Origin of the sequence: Sediminibacterium sp. TEGAF015 (assembly GCF_025997995.1) — a bacterium.
In the GTDB taxonomy this organism is placed as follows: Bacteria; Bacteroidota; Bacteroidia; order Chitinophagales; family Chitinophagaceae; genus Sediminibacterium.
This window is the reverse complement of record NZ_AP026683.1, coordinates 2,005,179-2,021,775: the sequence shown is the minus strand read 5'-3', so window position 1 is coordinate 2,021,775 and position 16,597 is coordinate 2,005,179. Positions and strand designations below refer to the sequence as shown.

The window sequence follows — 16,597 nt, the reverse complement described above, 5'->3', positions numbered from 1 at the left end:
AATGAAATTTGTAAAATATTGTCTTGCCAAATTTATATATGGTAATAGGAATGAAATGGTAACAGGCTTTTTGGTTAACTTAGGATGCACCTAAAAAGTATACCATGTTACTCCGAAAAATCATTTGCCTTCCATTCATCTTTTTTGTGACTACAGTTACTGCACAAAAAAACACTACCAAAAGCACTTCTAATGTAAGTCAATGGAAGAAAGAGGTTATTAAATCCTTGGATGAAAAACAAAAAACTGCACAGGAAATGGTTGATATGGTTTTTAGTTTTTCTGAACTAGGTTTTCAGGAAATTGAAACCTCAGCCTATCTCACTCAAATTTTAGAGAAGAACGGCTTTTCCATCGAGAGAGGAATTTCGGGAATACCTACTGCGTGGATGGCTAAATGGGGCAATGGGAAACCCGTAATTGCATTAGGTAGTGATATAGATGGTATTCCTAAAGCATCACAAAAGCCAGGTGTTGCATACAAGGAGCCAATTGTAGAGGATGCTCCCGGGCATGGTGAAGGACACAATTCTGGATTGCCTTTGGTTATTCTTTCTGCAATTGAAGTAAAAAAAATAATGGAGCGAGAAGGCATTACAGGAACCCTTGTTATTTGGCCAGGCGTTGCAGAAGAATTGGTTGGGTCAAAAGCATGGTATATAAGAGATGCATATTTTAAAAATGTAGATGCTTGCATATTTACTCATGTTGGAAGTAATTTAGGTGTGTCATGGGGCGATGCGGGCAATAACGGACTTGTTTCTGTAGAGTTTAAGTTTGAAGGTAGTTCGGCGCATTCGGCAGGTGCCCCCTGGCGCGGTAAAAGTGCCTTGGATGCTGTAGAACTGATGGATATTGCCTGGAATTTTAAAAGGGAACATCTAAAGCCCACACAACGATCTCACTACGTAATTACTGATGGCGGAGATCAACCCAATGTAGTTCCCTCAAAAGCTTCTGTATGGTATTATTTAAGAGAGAGAACCTATGAGGATATTAAGAATATGTACGATGATGCAGTATTGTATGCCAATTCAGTTGCAACCATGACTGGCACAAAAGTTTCACATCAACTCCTTGGTACAGCATGGCCTGGTCATTTTAATAGATCAATAGCAGAAGCAGTATATGCGAATATTAAAACAGTTGGGTTACCCTCCTGGGACGCTGCGGATCAGCAATTAGCAAGAGCCGTTCAGAAATTAGTAAATGCGCCAAAGAAAAATCAACGGGGAGAAATCATTGATGGATTAGCCACTAAACTTGATACGCTTAATGGCCCCGTTGAATTTTCAATGGGTGGAGGTAGCGATGATATCGCGGATATTGCATGGAACTTGCCAACTGTTGTTCTTCGATATCCCTCCAATATTCCAGGCACCCCGGGACATAACTGGGCAGATGGTATTGCAATGGCAACACCTATTGCACACAAGGGAGTGGTTAGCGGAAGTAAAGTAGTTGCCGCAACTTTGCTAGATATGTTTACAGATGCAAGCATTATTTCAAATGCCTGGGACTATCATAAAAATGTACAAACAAAAGATATAAAGTACAAGTCATTTGTGGAACCAACAAATCCGCCAGCCATTCACCTGAATAAAAAAATAATGGACCAGTTCAGGCCGCAATTGAAGAAGTATTATTACGACCCATCAAAATATGAAACCTATCTGGAGCAATTAGGAATTCAGTATCCACAAATAGAAAAGAAGGCTAATTAATTGCTTAACTTGTTCTTCTAAATTTTGGACGAATGCAAGCCCTTATTGAACAACTGCAGCAACAAAGAAGGTTTTTTGAATCAGGTGCCACCAGGCCTTACGCTTTTCGAAAGCAGCAGTTAATGTCTTTGAAAAAAGCAGTGGAAGATCACGAAGAAGAAATTTATGATGCCCTATATATAGATTTGCACAAAAGCAGGGAAGAAACCTGGGTTACCGAGAATGGCTTTTTTTTGACTCAGCTAAAGGAAACAATTAAGCATTTATCTTCCTGGATGGATGCAGAACCAGTTACTACTAATTTGCTGAACCTCCCTTCTAGCTCCTCTATCTTTAGGGAACCACTGGGTGTTGTATTGGTAATTGGTCCCTGGAATTATCCTTTTCAGTTATTGTTTACTCCGTTGATGGGGGCCATTGCTGCCGGAAACACTGTGGTATTGAAACCCAGCGAATTCGCTCCCGCAACTGAAGCCATTATGGAAAAAATTGTCCAAGCTGTTTTTCCTCCGGAACAGGTGCTTTATGTGAAAGGAGATGGCGCAACAGTTATACCTGCCATGATGAATCAATTTGTATTTGATCATGTTTTTTATACGGGCAGCACATCTGTTGGAAAAATTATTTACAAAATGGCTGCTGAAAATCTGGTGCCTGTTACCCTGGAATTAGGTGGTAAAAGTCCCTGCGTTGTAGAAGACGATGCCAATATTGCTGTTGCAGCCAAGCGCATTGCCATGCCTAAGTTTTCCAATGCTGGTCAAATGTGTGTAGCCCCTGATTATGTTTTGGTGCATGAGTCTAGAAGGGTTGAATTGATTGAAGCACTTAAGAAGTACATCCCTCAATTTTATGGCGCCAATGCCATCGATTCCGATGCCTATGGAAGAATCATTAACCAGAAACAATTTAATCGAATTGTTTCCTATTTATCGGATGGTACTGTAGTGTACGGAGGGAAATATGATGAAGCGAATTTGTATATAGAACCCACTTTGCTTGATGGTGTTTCTGTAGATTCTAATATTATGCGGGATGAAATATTCGGTCCTGTTTTGCCCATCCTTACTTTTTCTAAGCTGGAAGAAGCCAAAGCCATTATCAATAGAAATCCTAATCCGCTGGCATTTTATGTTTTTACCAGTAGCGCTGCAAAAGAAAAGGCCTGGCTGGATGCTATTCCATCCGGAGGTGCATGTGTAAATACGGCGAGTTTGCATTTAACCAATCCTAATCTTCCTTTTGGCGGAAGAGGGTTCAGCGGTACTGGGGCATATCACGGAAAACAAAGCTTTGATACTTTCAGTCATAAAAAGTCGGTAATGAAAACACCTACTTGGTTTGACCCTGCTTTAAAATATCCTCCATTTACCGGCAAACTGAAATTATTAAAGTGGTTGGTTGGATAATCTCTCTTGTTGTTTGAATAAATATTGAACTTTTTTTATTTCAAAAACGTATATGAGGAAACTAATGCTACTGGCTGCTATATTCGGTGTTGCAGCTTTTCTGATAAAAGAACCCAATATGACCTGGAGACAATCCTTATTACAAAAAGCGTACCCCATCATTATGTTCTTAGGTAAGCTAACGGGGCAGTCCAGCAAAACCATGCTGAACAACGACAAAGCTATTCGCCCGATTGAAAATTTTTACGAATTATCTGCCATCAAAAACAATGGGGATACCCTTCCATTCAGTGAACTAAGAGGGAAAAAAGTTTTGCTGGTAAATACAGCAAGTGATTGTGGTTATACTGGTCAATATGAAGAACTAGAAGCATTGCACAAAAAGTACGGAGACCGTTTGGTTATTCTTGGATTCCCTGCCAATGATTTTAAAGAGCAGGAAAAAAAATCAGATGAAGATATTGCCACTTTCTGTAAAGTGAATTATGGAGTAACATTCCAGTTAATGAAAAAAGGTCAGGTTATTAAAGGCGCCAATCAACAGCCGGTGTACCAATGGTTAACCAACCCCACTAAAAATGGTTGGTGCGAAAAAGAACCCGATTGGAATTTCTCTAAATACCTGATTGACGAAACAGGCATGCTAATGGCCTATTATTCACAATGGGTTTCCCCAAAAAATATGTCACTAGTCAATGGGACATTTTTGGTGATAGTCAATTAATTCAATAGGCGTTCTTTCGAATTCATAGCCTGTATAATTTGCAGTTACTTCGTCTAGTACCCCTTCAATTTCAGCTGGCTCCATTAAGGTTACCAATCTGGCTCTGTAGTCTTTAATGCCGGGCAAACCTTTCAAATAGTTTGTATAATGTCTGCGCATTTCGAAGATGCCTACTTTGGGTCCCTTCCATTCAACTGATTTGCGTAAATGTTTTTTACACACTTCAATTCTTTCTGCTAGGGTAGGTGCGGGTAACACTTCACCAGTGGCCAGGTAATGTTTGATTTCTCTGAAAATCCATGGATATCCAATGGCTGCTCTTCCAATCATGATGCCATCTACACCGTAACGCTCCTTATAAAGTTTTGCTTTTTGAGGGCTGTCTATATCTCCATTTCCAAAAATGGGTATCTTGATTCTGGGGTTGTTCTTTACTTTTCCAATCAAGGTCCAGTCTGCCTCACCTTTATACATCTGCGCTCTTGTTCTTCCATGAATGGCCAGTGCTTTTATACCAACATCCTGTAATCTTTCCGCTACTTCTTCTATGTTCTTACTCTGATCGTCCCAGCCCAGTCTAGTTTTTACGGTAACGGGTAGCTTGGTACTTTTTACCGTTGCTTCCGTTAAGCGAACCATCAGGTCAATATCTTTCAAAACACCTGCACCGGCACCTCTTAATGCCACTTTCTTTACAGGGCAACCAAAGTTAATATCGAGTAAATCTGGATTTACCGTTTCTACAATTTTTGCACTCAGGGAAAGTGCTTCTTCGTCTCCTCCAAAAATCTGAATGCCCACTGGACGTTCGTATTCAAATATGTCGAGCTTCTGTCTGCTTTTAATGGCATCACGAATCAATCCCTCACTACTGATGAATTCGGTATACATCAGGTCGGCCCCATTGTCTTTGCATACCGCCCTGAACGGAGGATCGCTTACATCTTCCATAGGCGCCAGTAACAAAGGGAAGTCGGGAAGTTCTATTTGATCTATTTTTACCATATTGCAGATTGATCCTTTTATCATTATTTAGTTGGTGAATGAAAAAAGGAATAGCAAATTTACAACCTTATTACGCATTTTAATGAATCAGAGACCAGTTGTTGCATATTCCAGCCAGTTAGGCATGTTGTTGGGCTTTTTAGGAGTGAGTTTAATTATTAGTGGATTACTCCTGAGCTGGTTAAGTTCAATAGTACTTAATGTTCCCCTGATGCAGGCAGGAGATGCCTTATTAAAGCCTGAAAACGTTCAATTTTCACGATTTGCCAATGCTTTTGCCACTTTTCTTGCCTTTTTCGTCCCCTCCTGGGCTGTTGCTAGAATTGTATCCAGCAACCCTATGCAGGAACTGGGATTTAATAGTAATTTATCTATTAAGCAAGTGGCGGCAGTTGGTGCAATAGCATTTGGTGCCCTCTTTATTAGTGGTGCGTTGGCAGAAATCAATGAAATGATTCCCATGCCTGCCTCTTTTTTAGCAAAAGCCAGAAAAATGGAAGATGATTACCTTAAGACCATGTTGTCGCTGGCCAATATGAAAGATGTTTTTGATTTACTACTGGGATTATTGGTTATAGCTATTGCCCCGGCCATTTTTGAAGAAGTCTTGTTTCGTTCAGGTTTACAGCGCATTCTGGTGGGACTAACCAAAAATGCCTTTCTTGGTATTTTGATCGCCTCTATTTTATTTAGTGCAATTCATGGGTCTTATTTTGGTTTTTTACCCAGGATTGCATTGGGAGTAGTATTAGGGCTGATTTATCATTACAGCAAAAATATCTGGCTAGCAATCCTGATGCATTTCTTAAACAATGCGGTGGTTGTGATACAAATATTCATGTATACCAAGGCAGGCAAACCTATTAAAGAAGCCATTGAAGAATCCATGCCCATTTGGTATGGATTGATTGGCTTATTTGTTGTGGTTCCTGCCATTCTGTTATTGAAAAAAGAAGCCAACTTTTTTTTATCCAAACAAACCAATATGGTTGCGAATGAATCAGTGGACTAAAATTTTTTCTACCAAAAGCTTGGCGGAAGCGAGTATCTTATATGGCATGTTATCTGAAAATCAGATACCTGTGCAACAGTTAAATAAACAAGACAGCAGTTATCCGGTTTTTGGAGAAATTGAAATTTATGTTCCTGTTCATTTGAAAGAAACCTCCCTTCAGCTAATTCAGCAGACTTTTAGCCAATAGCTAAGCTATTCTTATCTTCGCTTTATTATGGCATTGAACCTACAAACTTTACGAACCAGGGCAATCACTGCAGTCATTTTTGTACTAGTGATGTGCGGAGGACTTTTTTATAATCAGTGGAGTTTTTTAGTCTTGTTTGGTGTGATCATGGTAGGTTGCTTGGTAGAATTTCATAGGTTAATGGGGATTATAAACGCCACGTATGCGGGCGCTCCGCTGATATACAAATCCCAAAATATTATCGGAAGTTTTTGGGTGTTGTTGATCATAGCAGGGAAAGGGACATTGTATCAAGCTTTACCGCTTTGGTATTGGGCTTCCATCTTAATTTATATTTTAATCATTGTACTGCTGATTACTGTCTTTTTCTTTCGCACCAAATTGGGTTATCCAGTGAATTTATATGCTGCTTTGGGTGTTCTATATATTACCATACCCTGTGCCATGATGATTGATTTGTACGATCATAGCATTCAGTTTTTTGAAGGCCCGCACTGGGTTTTACCCATGACCATTATTTCTTCCATCTGGATCAATGATACCATGGCCTATCTGGTGGGCTCATTAATCGGAAAGACACCGCTAAGTCCAATTAGTCCTAAGAAAACCAAAGAAGGGACATATGGGGGAGCCGTGCTGGCAGTTATTGCAGTAACACTGGCTGGTCATTATATCTGGGGCTTACCGCTGAAAACCCTGGTGGCTGTGTCCCTAACCTCCGCTATAGCAGGGACTTTGGGCGATTTGCTGGAAAGTAAAATAAAAAGAACCGCAGGAGTAAAAGATAGTGGAAGCTTTATGCCGGGTCATGGTGGATTTCTGGATCGTTTTGACTCTTTATTGATTGCCATACCAGCTGTTTGGCTGGTTTTATTTCTTTTTTTCTAAGAGTAAGTTCTCTGCACCCTACATTTGCACATTAATTCATCAATAATATGACCATACATCGGGAAGGATATAAAACCATTGCCATTACAGCTTTACTTTTTGGAGGTATCAACTTATTGTCCTTTGGTTTCCTTAGTGCAACATTGCCCACTTTTGCAACTATTATCTTTATAATAACATTGGCTTTGTTTCTATTCATTATTTCTTTTTTCAGAATCCCTAACAGGGTTCATACCATTGACGATACAAAAATCATATGTCCTGCCGATGGCAAAGTAGTAGTGATAGAAGAAATCACAGATGTTGAATATTTTAAAGACAAGCGTATTCAGGTAAGTATTTTTATGAGTCCAGCCAATGTGCATGTGAATCGCTTTCCTATGAGTGGTGAAGTAACCTATAATCAATACCATAAGGGTAAGTATTTGGTAGCCTGGCATCCTAAATCTTCTACAGAGAATGAAAGATGGAGTGTGGCGGTTAAGAACCAATACGGTGAAATTTTGTTTAAACAAATTGCTGGTGCCTTGGCTAAAAGAATTTGTAATTATGCTGCAGTAGGTCAAACAGCGAAGCAATGCGACGAATATGGTTTTATCAAGTTTGGAAGTAGAGTAGACGTGCTTTTACCGGTGGGTACCAAAGTGGAAGTTGCATTGAATCAGGTGGTAAAAGGAGGAGTTACTGTGCTTGCCAGCTGGTAATCAATACGTTAAGAAGTTAACAAATTTTCTGCAAAAAAATTAAACAAAAGCAGTAATTTTAATATATCAATTAAAAACAAGTCATATGAAAAAATTATTCTTATTCGCAATTTCTGCTACCCTTTTCACTGGTGTTGCATTGGCTCATGGAGATGGAAAAAAATGTGCAAAAGGGAAAGAGTGTGCTAAAGATGGCAAAGAAATGAAATGCGATATGAAAGGAAAAGACATGAAAGATTGTTGCAAGAAAGAAGCTGAGAAGAAAGCACCTGCAACAACTAAGAAAGCTTAATCAATCCCCCCAATTGTTACGTACCCGTCCTGATGTAAATCAGTACGGGTTTTTTATTTATCCATTCTTGTGTTTCGCTTACAAAGTAGATGATATTATTATTAGAGATTCAACCATTTAACTAGAATTAAAAAATTTGTTCCAGCTCTTGTAAATGGTATACGGTATAAGTAGCCTTTATATGCGGCGTGGTATTGAGATGATTTACAAAAATCGTATCTAAGCCAGCATTAATCCCCCCTTGAATATCCGCCTCTAAATTGTCGCCAATCATTATGCTTTGTTCTGCCAAAGCTCCTGTTTTATTGAGTGCAAAATCAAAGATTTCCTTGTTGGGTTTCAGGCTATTACTTACTTCAGAAGTAATCATTTCATTGAAGTAATGTGATATATTACTTTGTATCAATTTATGCTGCTGCACTTTTTCGAATCCGTTGGTAATTAAATGCAGTACATAACCTTTGCCAGTTAGGTATTCCAGTATTTCATATGTGTATGGAAACACTTTGTTTTTATTGGGTAGAATGTCGAGGAAGTCAATACCCATTGAACGCGCCAGCTTTTCATTTGCCAGTTTAAAATCCAGCATAGCCAGGTACATTCTTTTCCATCTTAGTTCATCTTGTTTTATTTGTCCTTTGGCATATCGTTCCCATAGCAAATGGTTGTGATAACTATATCGTTCAAAAAAAACATCAAAGTTGGCGATGCCCTTTTCATTCAATTGATGAATCTGATACAAATCTTGTAATGCCTCTTTTGAATTGGTGTCAAAGTCCCAAAGTGTATGATCTAAATCGAAAAACAAGTGCTGGTATTGCATAGGGTAAAGTTAGTAACTTTAGCATATGAATATCATTGTAACAGGGGCTTCCAAAGGAATTGGCAAAGCCATAGCGGAAAAATTTGCAGCAGAGGGTAATACAATACTTGTTTGTAGTAGAGGTGAGAAGTCTTTGTATGATACCGTGAATGAAATACAAACAAGATTCCCAAATTGTATCATAAAGGGAAAATCCTGTGATATGGCCAATAAAAAATCGGTACAGGAATTTGCTGCCTGGTGTCTTGAACAGGGAGCACCCGATATCTTGGTAAACAATGCAGGACAGTTTTTGCCAGGCAGTATTCATGATGAAGATGAGGGAATGTTGGAACAAATGATTGAAACTAATTTGTATAGTGCCTACCATTTAACAAGAGCCATTTTGCCTGCAATGATCCAAAATGCTTCAGGGCATGTTTTTAATATCTGTTCTATCGCTTCTTTAAATGCTTATGCCAACGGTGGCAGCTATAGTATTTCAAAATTTGCCTTACTGGGATTTAGTAAAAATCTTCGGGAAGAGCTGAAACCAAAAGGAATCAAAGTTACTGCCGTTATGCCGGGAGCCACACTAAGTGCTAGCTGGGATGGATTTGATATTGATCCCAAAAGAATTATGGAAGCGAATGATGTTGCGGAAATGATTTTTGCGGCAGCGCATTTGTCTCCAATGGCGGTTATAGAAGATATTGTGATGCGCCCTCAGTTAGGGGATTTATAAGAATGTCGTTTTTTTACCACTAATACTTACGGGTTGGGTTGCAGCTTTGGATAAAAATCTGAAGTATGAAACGCAATGAATTTTTTACCAAGTCTGCCTTATTGATTCCTTCTATTGCCATCATGGGAAACCTTGTAGCGCAGAAATCCTCAGGCAAACAACCCAAACCATTTATTGTTGATGCCGGAAAGTCAAGGTTCGGTGAAGTGGTGAAGTTTCTGGGTGTCCATCCCAATGACTTAAAAATCTCTTCTAAAGACACCAATGGACAGTTGTCTGTATTTGATTATGTTGGAACTGCCAAAGTGGGCCCTATGTTACATGTACATCTGGAACAGGATGAAATTTTTACTGTGATAGACGGAAGTTATCGTTTTGTTGTTGGAGATGAGACCCATGTATTAACAGCTGGACAAACCATTTTTTTGCCCAGGAATATACCACATACATGGATTCAGTTAACCGACTTAGGTAGGATGATTTATATGTTACAACCTGCTGGGAAAATGGAGGAGTTTTTTAGTTTGATGAATACTATGAAAACAAAGCCAAGTGCAGCTGAAATGGACGCTATTCATAAAGCACATGGTATGAAAGTGGTAGGTCCCCCTCTGAGTTTATAGCACCCCATTGAATTTATAATTAAGTTGTAAATTGATACAGCATGATTTTAAAGGATTTTCTGCCGGCACCTGATGTACAATCATTTGTACAACTTTTTAGGATTGTTCATTTGGAATTCTCCTCGGAAGAGACAATTCCCAGTAAGGCATATCCACCAAGACCAGAGCAATGTTTGGCATTTTATCCCTATGATCGGGAAACGGTTCACTATGCTTCATCCAATAAGACAGTAAGCAACCTGCCTGTTGTTTTGTATGGACAGTTTACTGAAGTTACCAATCGGATGATTGGGCATCGTTTTCTGGTTTTTCAAATTGTATTTTTGCCGGGTGCCATACAACAATTGACTGGCATGTCTTCTTGTGAATTGGTAAATGAATACCTAGATGCTTCTTTGGTTTTTGGAAATCAAGTTCACGACATTAATGAACAGTTATTTGAAGCAGTTGATTATGCAGCAATGATTGCTATCGGAAATCAATTTATTAGAACCTTAATAGCGAAATCAAAAAAACTGATTCAACCAATAGATGCAATCTGGTTACCACTTTTGCAAAAGGACAATCCCTATACCATTGATTGGATTGCCAAACAAGCTTGTTATAGTACCCGCCAATTGGAAAGGAAATTTAAAGAAAGAACAGGATTGAGTCCTAAGTTATTCATGCGAGTGATTCGTTTTGACCATGCGTTCCGACAAAAAAATTCTTTTCCTGAAATGGAATGGCTTCGTATTGCAATGGAATGCAACTATCATGACTACCAGCATCTGGTAAAGGATTACAAAGATTTTACAGGCTTATCACCCACACAATTTCACCTGATAGAAGAACAGGCGCCAGAGCGAAAATTTGGTTTGAATGAAGGATTTTATAAAGGCGAATAAGGTAGTTCTATTGCTTATACTTTAATCTATGCTGCCCGAAAGCAATATCTGCCAGGCTTCCTGCACTTTTTCCTGGTTCAGTAACTCAGCCGCATATTTATGAAGCTCCTGTTCCATTTCATTAGGAGTAAGGCCATAATACTGAATAATATTTTTCAGCCTGTCATCAGAAAATCCGGGATCTATCGTAGGCAATTCATGAACATTGGCTAATTGTCCTAAATGATTTCCGGTTAAGAAGCTGCTGCTTTTTATGCTACCGGGTAAAGCATCTATTCCAATACCTAATGCAGTGTTGGGTTTGGCTACTTTGAAAAGGTTGTCAGTGCTTACTTTGCAATACCAGTCTCCACCTAAACGGGCAACCAGTTCCAGTTTGGTCTGGTCAATCATATTGCCTGCTTCGTTTAAAATGCTATCATCAATATGCATGCACAGTACTTCTGCAATCACCAGCTGTCCAGCCCCACCTTCTTCTCCTAAACTTTTTACTTCGTTTATTTTGCACTCAAGTTTTATTTTAGCCTCCTTTACCATCGGAGGTGTTACCATGCTGGCAGCTTCTTTGGTAAATCCTGCCTTTACAAACTCATCTACCCCCTTGGGGAATTCACAGCTAGACAAACTCATCTGCTGTACCATACTATAGTCAACAATGTTTATTACACATTCAGGTACTTCCAGCACATTTTCGAGCGTATGCTTGGTGGTATTGTCTCTACCTCTTCTTGCAGGAGAAAAAACAACAATTGGAGGGTTGGATGAAAAGAGATTGAAAAAACTGAATGGGCTGAGATTAACATTTCCCTGTTTGTCAACAGTGCTGGCAAAACAAATAGGTCTTGGTGCAATTGCATGTTGCAGCCAGGCTTGTTTTTGCATAATGGGTAATTCAGACAATACAATTTTCATAATCCTTATTTATATTTTCTTCTTTGCTAAAATGGAAAAAGCATCTTCCTCTTGCACAATGGTATTACTTAGTCTTCCCAGGCCGGCAATTTCCATTTCTACTTTATCTCCTGGTTGCAACCATTGTTCAACATAATTAGGATCACTTAATTTTCTCGTTCCATTTAATTCCAGAAAGCAACCTGTACCTACCGTGCCGCTACCAATTACATCACCTGCCTGTATATTTACTCCATAAGAACAACGCTCAATAATTTCTGCAAAAGTCCAGTCCATATCACCTACATTACCCTCACTTACCTGAACACCATTAACCCAGCATTTCATAGAAAGATTCCAGCTTTTACCAACATGTCCTTCTTTTGCAGGAATTTCAAATTGCTCCAGTTCATCCAGTGTAACAAGACAAGGCCCAATCACGGTTGAAAAATCTTTTCCTTTTGCGGGGCCAAGATTCAATAACATTTCTTCCATCTGCAGTCTTCTGGCACTCATATCGTTCATGATCATTAAGCCACCTATATATTGGTCTGCGTGTTCTGCTCTTATATTTCTTCCATTTCTGCAAATAACAATTGCTGCTTCCAGTTCAAAATCCAATTTTTCAAAATGATCCGGCATGCATACAATATCTCCGGGTCCTTGGATGCTATGGTGATTGGTAAAATAAAAAATAGGGTATTGGTCAAATTCAGGAATCATGTCTACTTTCCTGTTTCTTCTGGCTGCAGCCACATGCTGTCTGAAAGCATAGCCATCTCTACATGAAGTTGGAAAAGGTACAGGCGCCAGCAGCATTGCTTCTTCAATCGGCAAACCTCTGTCTTTGCTTAAACGACCCGATTTAATGGCAGCTTCAGTTTGCTGTGCAATCGGAAACATATCGTCCCAGTAATGCAGAAACATGTTCATGCTATTCGGTAATTCCGGATGCATGGCATCGCAGTCGAATAATAAACCATCTACTAAAAAAGCCAGCTGATCATGTCCGTTGGATAAATAAGAAACAAGCTTCATGCACTTTTATTTTGGTCACAAAAATAGGCTAAAAAGCCTCCCTAAGCGCTTATCTTTAAAGCATAATTGCTGCCATGAATAAATTGAATTTTAATCGGGTGCTTTTTACTGCACTTATGATTTTTTTTGCAGGTAAACTTTTTGCAAAAGAAAATAGTTGGATTAGGATTAACCAGCTAGGGTATCAACCAATGGGTTCAAAAGTGGCCGTGTACGTTAGTAAGGAACAAGCTTCCATTACCTATTTTGAATTAATTAATGCAGCGTCAAATCAAGTGGTGTTTAAGACTACTGTTGGCCAGCGTTTTGGTGCATATGGCCCTTTTGCAATGGGTTACCGCCTTAATTTCAGTGCGTACAAGGGGAAGGGTAAATTTTATATTAAGGCAGGTGGAGTAAAGTCTCCCGCATTCAGGATTGACGATCAGGTGTATAAGGGTACGGCCGACTTTTGTTTACAATATATGCGTCAGCAGCGCAGTGGGTACAATCCGTTTCTGAAAGACAGTTGTCATACAAAGGATGGATATACTTTGTACGGAGCTGATGCAGGGTTGCCGGATAGTACAATTATTGATGCCAGTGGTGGATGGCATGACGCCAGTGACTATTTGCAGTACAGTACCACCACTGCCAATGCAACTTTTCATCTGTTGGCTGCTTACAGAGATTTCAAAAATGTATTCATTGATCAGTTTGATTCGAATGGATTGAAAGGGAAAAATAATCGGGCAGATATTCTGGATGAAGCCAAATGGGGTTTGGATTGGCTGGTAAAAATGCATCCCCGAAAAGACTGGATGTTTAACCAACTAGCAGATGACAGAGATCATATGAGTATGCGGATTCCCAAAGAAGATGCTTATTACGGAAGAGGATTTGAAAGACCCGTATATTTCATTAATGGTTTACCGCAGCAACGAGGTAAATTTTTAAATAACACAAAAGGAACCAGTTCTACTGCAGCCAAGTTCAGTGCAGCCTTTTCATTAGCCTCTGTTCTTTTTAAAGGCACACCACAGGCAGATTTATATGCTTCCAAATCTTTGTCTGCCTTTCATTATGCGCTAATTAAACCTGGCGTAACTCAAACGGCTTCTGTTCGTTCACCGTATATCTATGCCGAAGACAATTGGGTAGATGATATGGAGCTCGCTTCTGCTATGCTGATTCCAAAAGATCAGACTGCAGCTGATAAAGCTTTTCAATATGCTTTGCAGGAACCGCTTACTCCCTGGTTAGGTAAAGATACTGCCAGTCATTATCAATGGTATCCATTTATTAACCTGGGACATTATGAGCTGGCCAAACAATTAAAAGACAAGAGACGGGATACAGTTATACAGTTTTATAGAAATGGGATTGATGCAGTTTGGAATAAAGCAAAACAAAATGTTTTTTACAGAGGGGTTCCTTTTATCTGGTGTAGCAATAATCTGACAGTGTCTTTTGCCATTCAATGTTTGTGGTACAGCAATTTAACCGGAAGTAAAGAATTTGATGAATTGGAGCAGGCGAATATTGATTGGTTGTTTGGTTGCAATCCTTGGGGTACCAGTATGGTATATGGATTGCCCGAATGGGGCGATACTCCCGTAGATCCACATTCTGCTTTTACGCATATTAAGAATTATCCAATCAACGGAGGACTGGTGGATGGACCTGTTTATACCAGCATTTATAAAAACCTCATTGGTATTCAATTGAATGATCCCGATGAATATGCTGAATTCCAAAGTAATCTGGCTGTGTATCATGATGACTATGGCGATTACAGTACCAATGAACCTACCATGGATGGAACTGCCAGCTTAGTATATCTGCTTGCAGCCAAGGAGCAGGAAGCGAGAGCAACCCCCGTTTCCATTCCTGTTTATCAAATGGGAGCTGTTGTTAAATCGCTGAATCCAACAGAACCTTCTGTGGCATTGGTTTTTACAGGAGATGAATATGCAGAGGGATTAACAACGGTTGAACAGATACTGGCCCGCGAAAAAGTAAAAGCTGGTTTCTTTTTCACCGGAAGATTTTATCGTAATCCTGCATTTACAAAAGGTATAAAAGCTTTGCAAAAAAACAATCATTATCTGGGAGCACATAGTAACAATCATATGCTCTACAATGATTGGACAAATCGGAATCAGTTATTGGTAAGCTATGATTCTTTTAATACAGATTTGAAGAAAAATTTTCAGGCCATGGAAGACCTGGGAATTGATACACGTAGCAGTAAGTTATTTGTTCCACCTTATGAATGGTGGAATGACAGTGTGGCCAGCTGGTGTGATTGGAGCGGACTCCGTTTGTTTAGTTTTACCCCGGGAACCTATACAAATGCAGACTATACATGGCCCGAAATGGGAAATAGTTACCAATCCAATGCAGCGTTGATGAATAAGCTAAAAGATTTGGCAGCAACCCCTGGAAAATTGAATGGCAATATTTTATTGTTACACGTGGGTTCTGACCCCAGACGGAAAGAAAAACTCTACAATGAACTGCCCGCAATTATTCGGCTATTGCGTAATAAAGGGTATGCAATTAAGCGAATTGATGAGTTGATCAATTAGGTACATTATTTCTTTTTACTTACTACCATTTTTCTTCGTCGGAAGCGGAAGGGTCTTGTTTGTATTTTTCACGGGAAGCTTTTTTCTCTGCAAGTCTTTGAATAATGGCTTCTGCAATAACGGGTGCTGCATCCGTTGTGTTGGCCTGATCTAACAGGGATTTTATTTTTGCTTCACTTACATCAATGCGATACAGAATAAAAACCAATTTTTCGAAATCATGGGTAATTAGCCAGTCAATTGATTTGATTAATTCTGCTTTGTTTAGCTGTTCAATGGTAGTAATATCTAAAATGGATTCAGCCATGTTTAAATTTAATATTTCTCAATGACTCCCAGACCAAATAGTGCAAAGTCATATTTAGCAGGGTCTTTGGGGTCCAGCTTTTTTAAATAGTTGGTCAATTCTTCTGCAGCTTGCCAGTCTGTTTGTTTGCAATCCAATAGCTGAAATCTTTTTGCCACTCTGGCTACATGAACATCAATCGGGCAAATAAGTTGAGAGGGATTTATCTGTGTCCAGATGCCCAAGTCTACACCCTGCTTGTCTTTTCTCACCATCCATCTCAAAAACATATTCAGCCTTTTACAGCTAGACCCCTTTTCAGGAGTTGATATATGTTTACGGGTTCTTAACGGAGCGTCTTCTAAGGAGAAAAAGTAGTGATGAAAATAACTGAGTGCCTCTTTTACAGAATTGGGTGCTTTGTTTCCGGGCATGAATGCATATTCAAGAGAATCATACTGCTGATAGTGTTTCCGGAAAAATTCAACACAGTATAATAAGTCGGTTGCGTTAAAAGTGCGGTGCTTAAATTGTTCCAGCTTTTTTAATTCAACAGGTCCGGCTTCCAAACAAAACTGATGCGGCTGCATTTCCATCAGCTGCATCAGCTCTTTCGCTTTTTTAATTATGGTGGTTCTGTTCCCCCAGGCAAAAATAGCCGCGAAAAATCCGGCTATTTCTATATCTTGTTTTTTGACGAATAAATGTGGAATGCAAACAGGGTCAGCAGCAATAAAAGCAGGTTGATTGTACTCTTTTACTTTTCTATTGAAAAAGGCCTGCAATTTTTCTGTCTTTCCCATTTCT

The 16,597-nt window shown here is 39.3% G+C and carries 18 protein-coding genes; 12 read left to right on the top strand and 6 right to left on the bottom strand.

Annotation, left to right across the window (positions count from 1 at the left end):
* The first annotated feature begins 104 nt into the window (after positions 1–104).
* The 3 genes from TEGAF0_RS09145 to TEGAF0_RS09135 are packed head-to-tail and all read left to right on the top strand — an operon-like array spanning position 105 to position 3,857.
* A complete protein-coding gene (locus TEGAF0_RS09145; protein ID WP_264897871.1) occupies positions 105–1,724 on the top strand; it encodes a peptidase dimerization domain-containing protein in 1,620 nt (539 codons plus the stop codon).
* A gap of 32 nt (positions 1,725–1,756) precedes the next feature.
* On the top strand, positions 1,757–3,133 hold the full coding sequence (locus TEGAF0_RS09140; protein ID WP_264897870.1) for an aldehyde dehydrogenase: 1,377 nt from the start codon (positions 1,757–1,759) through the stop codon (positions 3,131–3,133).
* Positions 3,134–3,185: 52 nt separating this feature from the next.
* Positions 3,186–3,857: a glutathione peroxidase gene (locus tag TEGAF0_RS09135; protein ID WP_264897869.1), complete on the top strand. Its 672-nt coding sequence runs from the start codon at positions 3,186–3,188 to the stop codon at positions 3,855–3,857.
* On the opposite strand, the gene dusB is transcribed toward TEGAF0_RS09135, so the two are convergent.
* On the bottom strand, positions 3,822–4,862 hold the full coding sequence (gene dusB / locus TEGAF0_RS09130; protein ID WP_264901230.1) for a tRNA dihydrouridine synthase DusB: 1,041 nt from the start codon (positions 4,860–4,862) through the stop codon (positions 3,822–3,824). The genes TEGAF0_RS09135 and dusB overlap by 36 nt on opposite strands.
* An 82-nt stretch (positions 4,863–4,944) precedes the next feature.
* Here dusB and TEGAF0_RS09125 point away from each other — a divergent pair, with 82 nt between their 5' ends.
* The 5 genes from TEGAF0_RS09125 (at position 4,945) to TEGAF0_RS09105 (ending at position 7,948) form a co-directional block, all read left to right on the top strand.
* The gene (locus tag TEGAF0_RS09125; protein WP_264897868.1) at positions 4,945–5,874 is read left to right on the top strand and encodes a CPBP family intramembrane glutamic endopeptidase; all 930 of its coding nucleotides are present in this window, start codon (positions 4,945–4,947) and stop codon (positions 5,872–5,874) included.
* The gene (locus tag TEGAF0_RS09120) at positions 5,858–6,064 is read left to right on the top strand and encodes a DUF2007 domain-containing protein (RefSeq protein WP_264897867.1); all 207 of its coding nucleotides are present in this window, start codon (positions 5,858–5,860) and stop codon (positions 6,062–6,064) included. Before TEGAF0_RS09125 ends, TEGAF0_RS09120 begins: the two co-directional genes overlap by 17 nt.
* Before the next feature lie 27 nt (positions 6,065–6,091).
* Entirely contained in the window at positions 6,092–6,952 is an 861-nt protein-coding gene (locus TEGAF0_RS09115; protein WP_264897866.1) for a phosphatidate cytidylyltransferase, read from the top strand.
* Between the two features lie 47 nt (positions 6,953–6,999).
* Positions 7,000–7,656 carry a phosphatidylserine decarboxylase family protein gene (locus tag TEGAF0_RS09110; RefSeq protein ID WP_264897865.1) on the top strand — a complete coding sequence of 219 codons (657 nt, stop codon included), beginning with the start codon at positions 7,000–7,002 and terminating at the stop codon, positions 7,654–7,656.
* 85 nt (positions 7,657–7,741) lie between these two features.
* The gene (locus TEGAF0_RS09105) at positions 7,742–7,948 is read left to right on the top strand and encodes a hypothetical protein (protein ID WP_264897864.1); all 207 of its coding nucleotides are present in this window, start codon (positions 7,742–7,744) and stop codon (positions 7,946–7,948) included.
* A gap of 127 nt (positions 7,949–8,075) precedes the next feature.
* Here the strand turns inward: TEGAF0_RS09105 and TEGAF0_RS09100 are convergent, their stop codons facing one another.
* Positions 8,076–8,771: a YjjG family noncanonical pyrimidine nucleotidase gene (locus tag TEGAF0_RS09100; RefSeq protein WP_264897863.1), complete on the bottom strand. Its 696-nt coding sequence runs from the start codon at positions 8,769–8,771 to the stop codon at positions 8,076–8,078.
* Between the two features lie 25 nt (positions 8,772–8,796).
* On the opposite strand from TEGAF0_RS09100, the gene TEGAF0_RS09095 reads away from it, so the two are divergent.
* The 3 genes from TEGAF0_RS09095 (at position 8,797) to TEGAF0_RS09085 (ending at position 11,005) form a co-directional block, all read left to right on the top strand.
* The gene (locus TEGAF0_RS09095; protein WP_264897862.1) at positions 8,797–9,495 is read left to right on the top strand and encodes an SDR family oxidoreductase; all 699 of its coding nucleotides are present in this window, start codon (positions 8,797–8,799) and stop codon (positions 9,493–9,495) included.
* Between the two features lie 65 nt (positions 9,496–9,560).
* Positions 9,561–10,118, top strand: coding sequence for a cupin domain-containing protein (locus TEGAF0_RS09090; protein ID WP_264897861.1), 558 nt, complete (start codon positions 9,561–9,563; stop codon positions 10,116–10,118).
* A gap of 41 nt (positions 10,119–10,159) precedes the next feature.
* Entirely contained in the window at positions 10,160–11,005 is an 846-nt protein-coding gene (locus TEGAF0_RS09085; RefSeq protein WP_264897860.1) for an AraC family transcriptional regulator, read from the top strand.
* A 21-nt stretch (positions 11,006–11,026) separates the two neighbouring features.
* On the opposite strand, the gene TEGAF0_RS09080 is transcribed toward TEGAF0_RS09085, so the two are convergent.
* Complete coding sequence (locus TEGAF0_RS09080; protein ID WP_264897859.1) at positions 11,027–11,917, bottom strand: flavin reductase family protein; 891 nt, start codon at positions 11,915–11,917, stop codon at positions 11,027–11,029.
* A 9-nt stretch (positions 11,918–11,926) separates the two neighbouring features.
* Positions 11,927–12,934 carry a fumarylacetoacetate hydrolase family protein gene (locus TEGAF0_RS09075; RefSeq protein ID WP_264897858.1) on the bottom strand — a complete coding sequence of 336 codons (1,008 nt, stop codon included), beginning with the start codon at positions 12,932–12,934 and terminating at the stop codon, positions 11,927–11,929.
* Between the two features lie 74 nt (positions 12,935–13,008).
* Here TEGAF0_RS09075 and TEGAF0_RS09070 point away from each other — a divergent pair, with 74 nt between their 5' ends.
* On the top strand, positions 13,009–15,504 hold the full coding sequence (locus TEGAF0_RS09070) for a glycoside hydrolase family 9 protein (protein WP_264897857.1): 2,496 nt from the start codon (positions 13,009–13,011) through the stop codon (positions 15,502–15,504).
* A 22-nt stretch (positions 15,505–15,526) separates the two neighbouring features.
* On the opposite strand, the gene TEGAF0_RS09065 is transcribed toward TEGAF0_RS09070, so the two are convergent.
* Both TEGAF0_RS09065 and TEGAF0_RS09060 read right to left on the bottom strand, forming a co-directional pair.
* The gene (locus TEGAF0_RS09065; protein WP_264897856.1) at positions 15,527–15,811 is read right to left on the bottom strand and encodes a hypothetical protein; all 285 of its coding nucleotides are present in this window, start codon (positions 15,809–15,811) and stop codon (positions 15,527–15,529) included.
* A gap of 8 nt (positions 15,812–15,819) precedes the next feature.
* Entirely contained in the window at positions 15,820–16,593 is a 774-nt protein-coding gene (locus TEGAF0_RS09060) for a TIGR02757 family protein (protein WP_264897855.1), read from the bottom strand.
* Positions 16,594–16,597 lie beyond the last annotated feature (4 nt).

Coding starts and splice junctions, on each gene's coding strand:
- TEGAF0_RS09145 (WP_264897871.1), top strand. CDS start 105: ATGTTACTCCGAAAAATCATTTGCCTTCCATTCATCTTTTTTGTGACT.
- TEGAF0_RS09070 (WP_264897857.1), top strand. CDS start 13,009: ATGAATAAATTGAATTTTAATCGGGTGCTTTTTACTGCACTTATGATT.
- TEGAF0_RS09090 (WP_264897861.1), top strand. CDS start 9,561: ATGAAACGCAATGAATTTTTTACCAAGTCTGCCTTATTGATTCCTTCT.
- TEGAF0_RS09100 (WP_264897863.1), bottom strand. CDS start 8,771: ATGCAATACCAGCACTTGTTTTTCGATTTAGATCATACACTTTGGGAC.
- TEGAF0_RS09105 (WP_264897864.1), top strand. CDS start 7,742: ATGAAAAAATTATTCTTATTCGCAATTTCTGCTACCCTTTTCACTGGT.
- TEGAF0_RS09140 (WP_264897870.1), top strand. CDS start 1,757: ATGCAAGCCCTTATTGAACAACTGCAGCAACAAAGAAGGTTTTTTGAA.
- TEGAF0_RS09080 (WP_264897859.1), bottom strand. CDS start 11,917: ATGAAAATTGTATTGTCTGAATTACCCATTATGCAAAAACAAGCCTGG.
- TEGAF0_RS09125 (WP_264897868.1), top strand. CDS start 4,945: ATGAATCAGAGACCAGTTGTTGCATATTCCAGCCAGTTAGGCATGTTG.
- TEGAF0_RS09120 (WP_264897867.1), top strand. CDS start 5,858: ATGAATCAGTGGACTAAAATTTTTTCTACCAAAAGCTTGGCGGAAGCG.
- dusB (WP_264901230.1), bottom strand. CDS start 4,862: ATGGTAAAAATAGATCAAATAGAACTTCCCGACTTCCCTTTGTTACTG.
- TEGAF0_RS09115 (WP_264897866.1), top strand. CDS start 6,092: ATGGCATTGAACCTACAAACTTTACGAACCAGGGCAATCACTGCAGTC.
- TEGAF0_RS09065 (WP_264897856.1), bottom strand. CDS start 15,811: ATGGCTGAATCCATTTTAGATATTACTACCATTGAACAGCTAAACAAA.
- TEGAF0_RS09110 (WP_264897865.1), top strand. CDS start 7,000: ATGACCATACATCGGGAAGGATATAAAACCATTGCCATTACAGCTTTA.
- TEGAF0_RS09060 (WP_264897855.1), bottom strand. CDS start 16,593: ATGGGAAAGACAGAAAAATTGCAGGCCTTTTTCAATAGAAAAGTAAAA.
- TEGAF0_RS09135 (WP_264897869.1), top strand. CDS start 3,186: ATGAGGAAACTAATGCTACTGGCTGCTATATTCGGTGTTGCAGCTTTT.
- TEGAF0_RS09075 (WP_264897858.1), bottom strand. CDS start 12,934: ATGAAGCTTGTTTCTTATTTATCCAACGGACATGATCAGCTGGCTTTT.
- TEGAF0_RS09085 (WP_264897860.1), top strand. CDS start 10,160: ATGATTTTAAAGGATTTTCTGCCGGCACCTGATGTACAATCATTTGTA.
- TEGAF0_RS09095 (WP_264897862.1), top strand. CDS start 8,797: ATGAATATCATTGTAACAGGGGCTTCCAAAGGAATTGGCAAAGCCATA.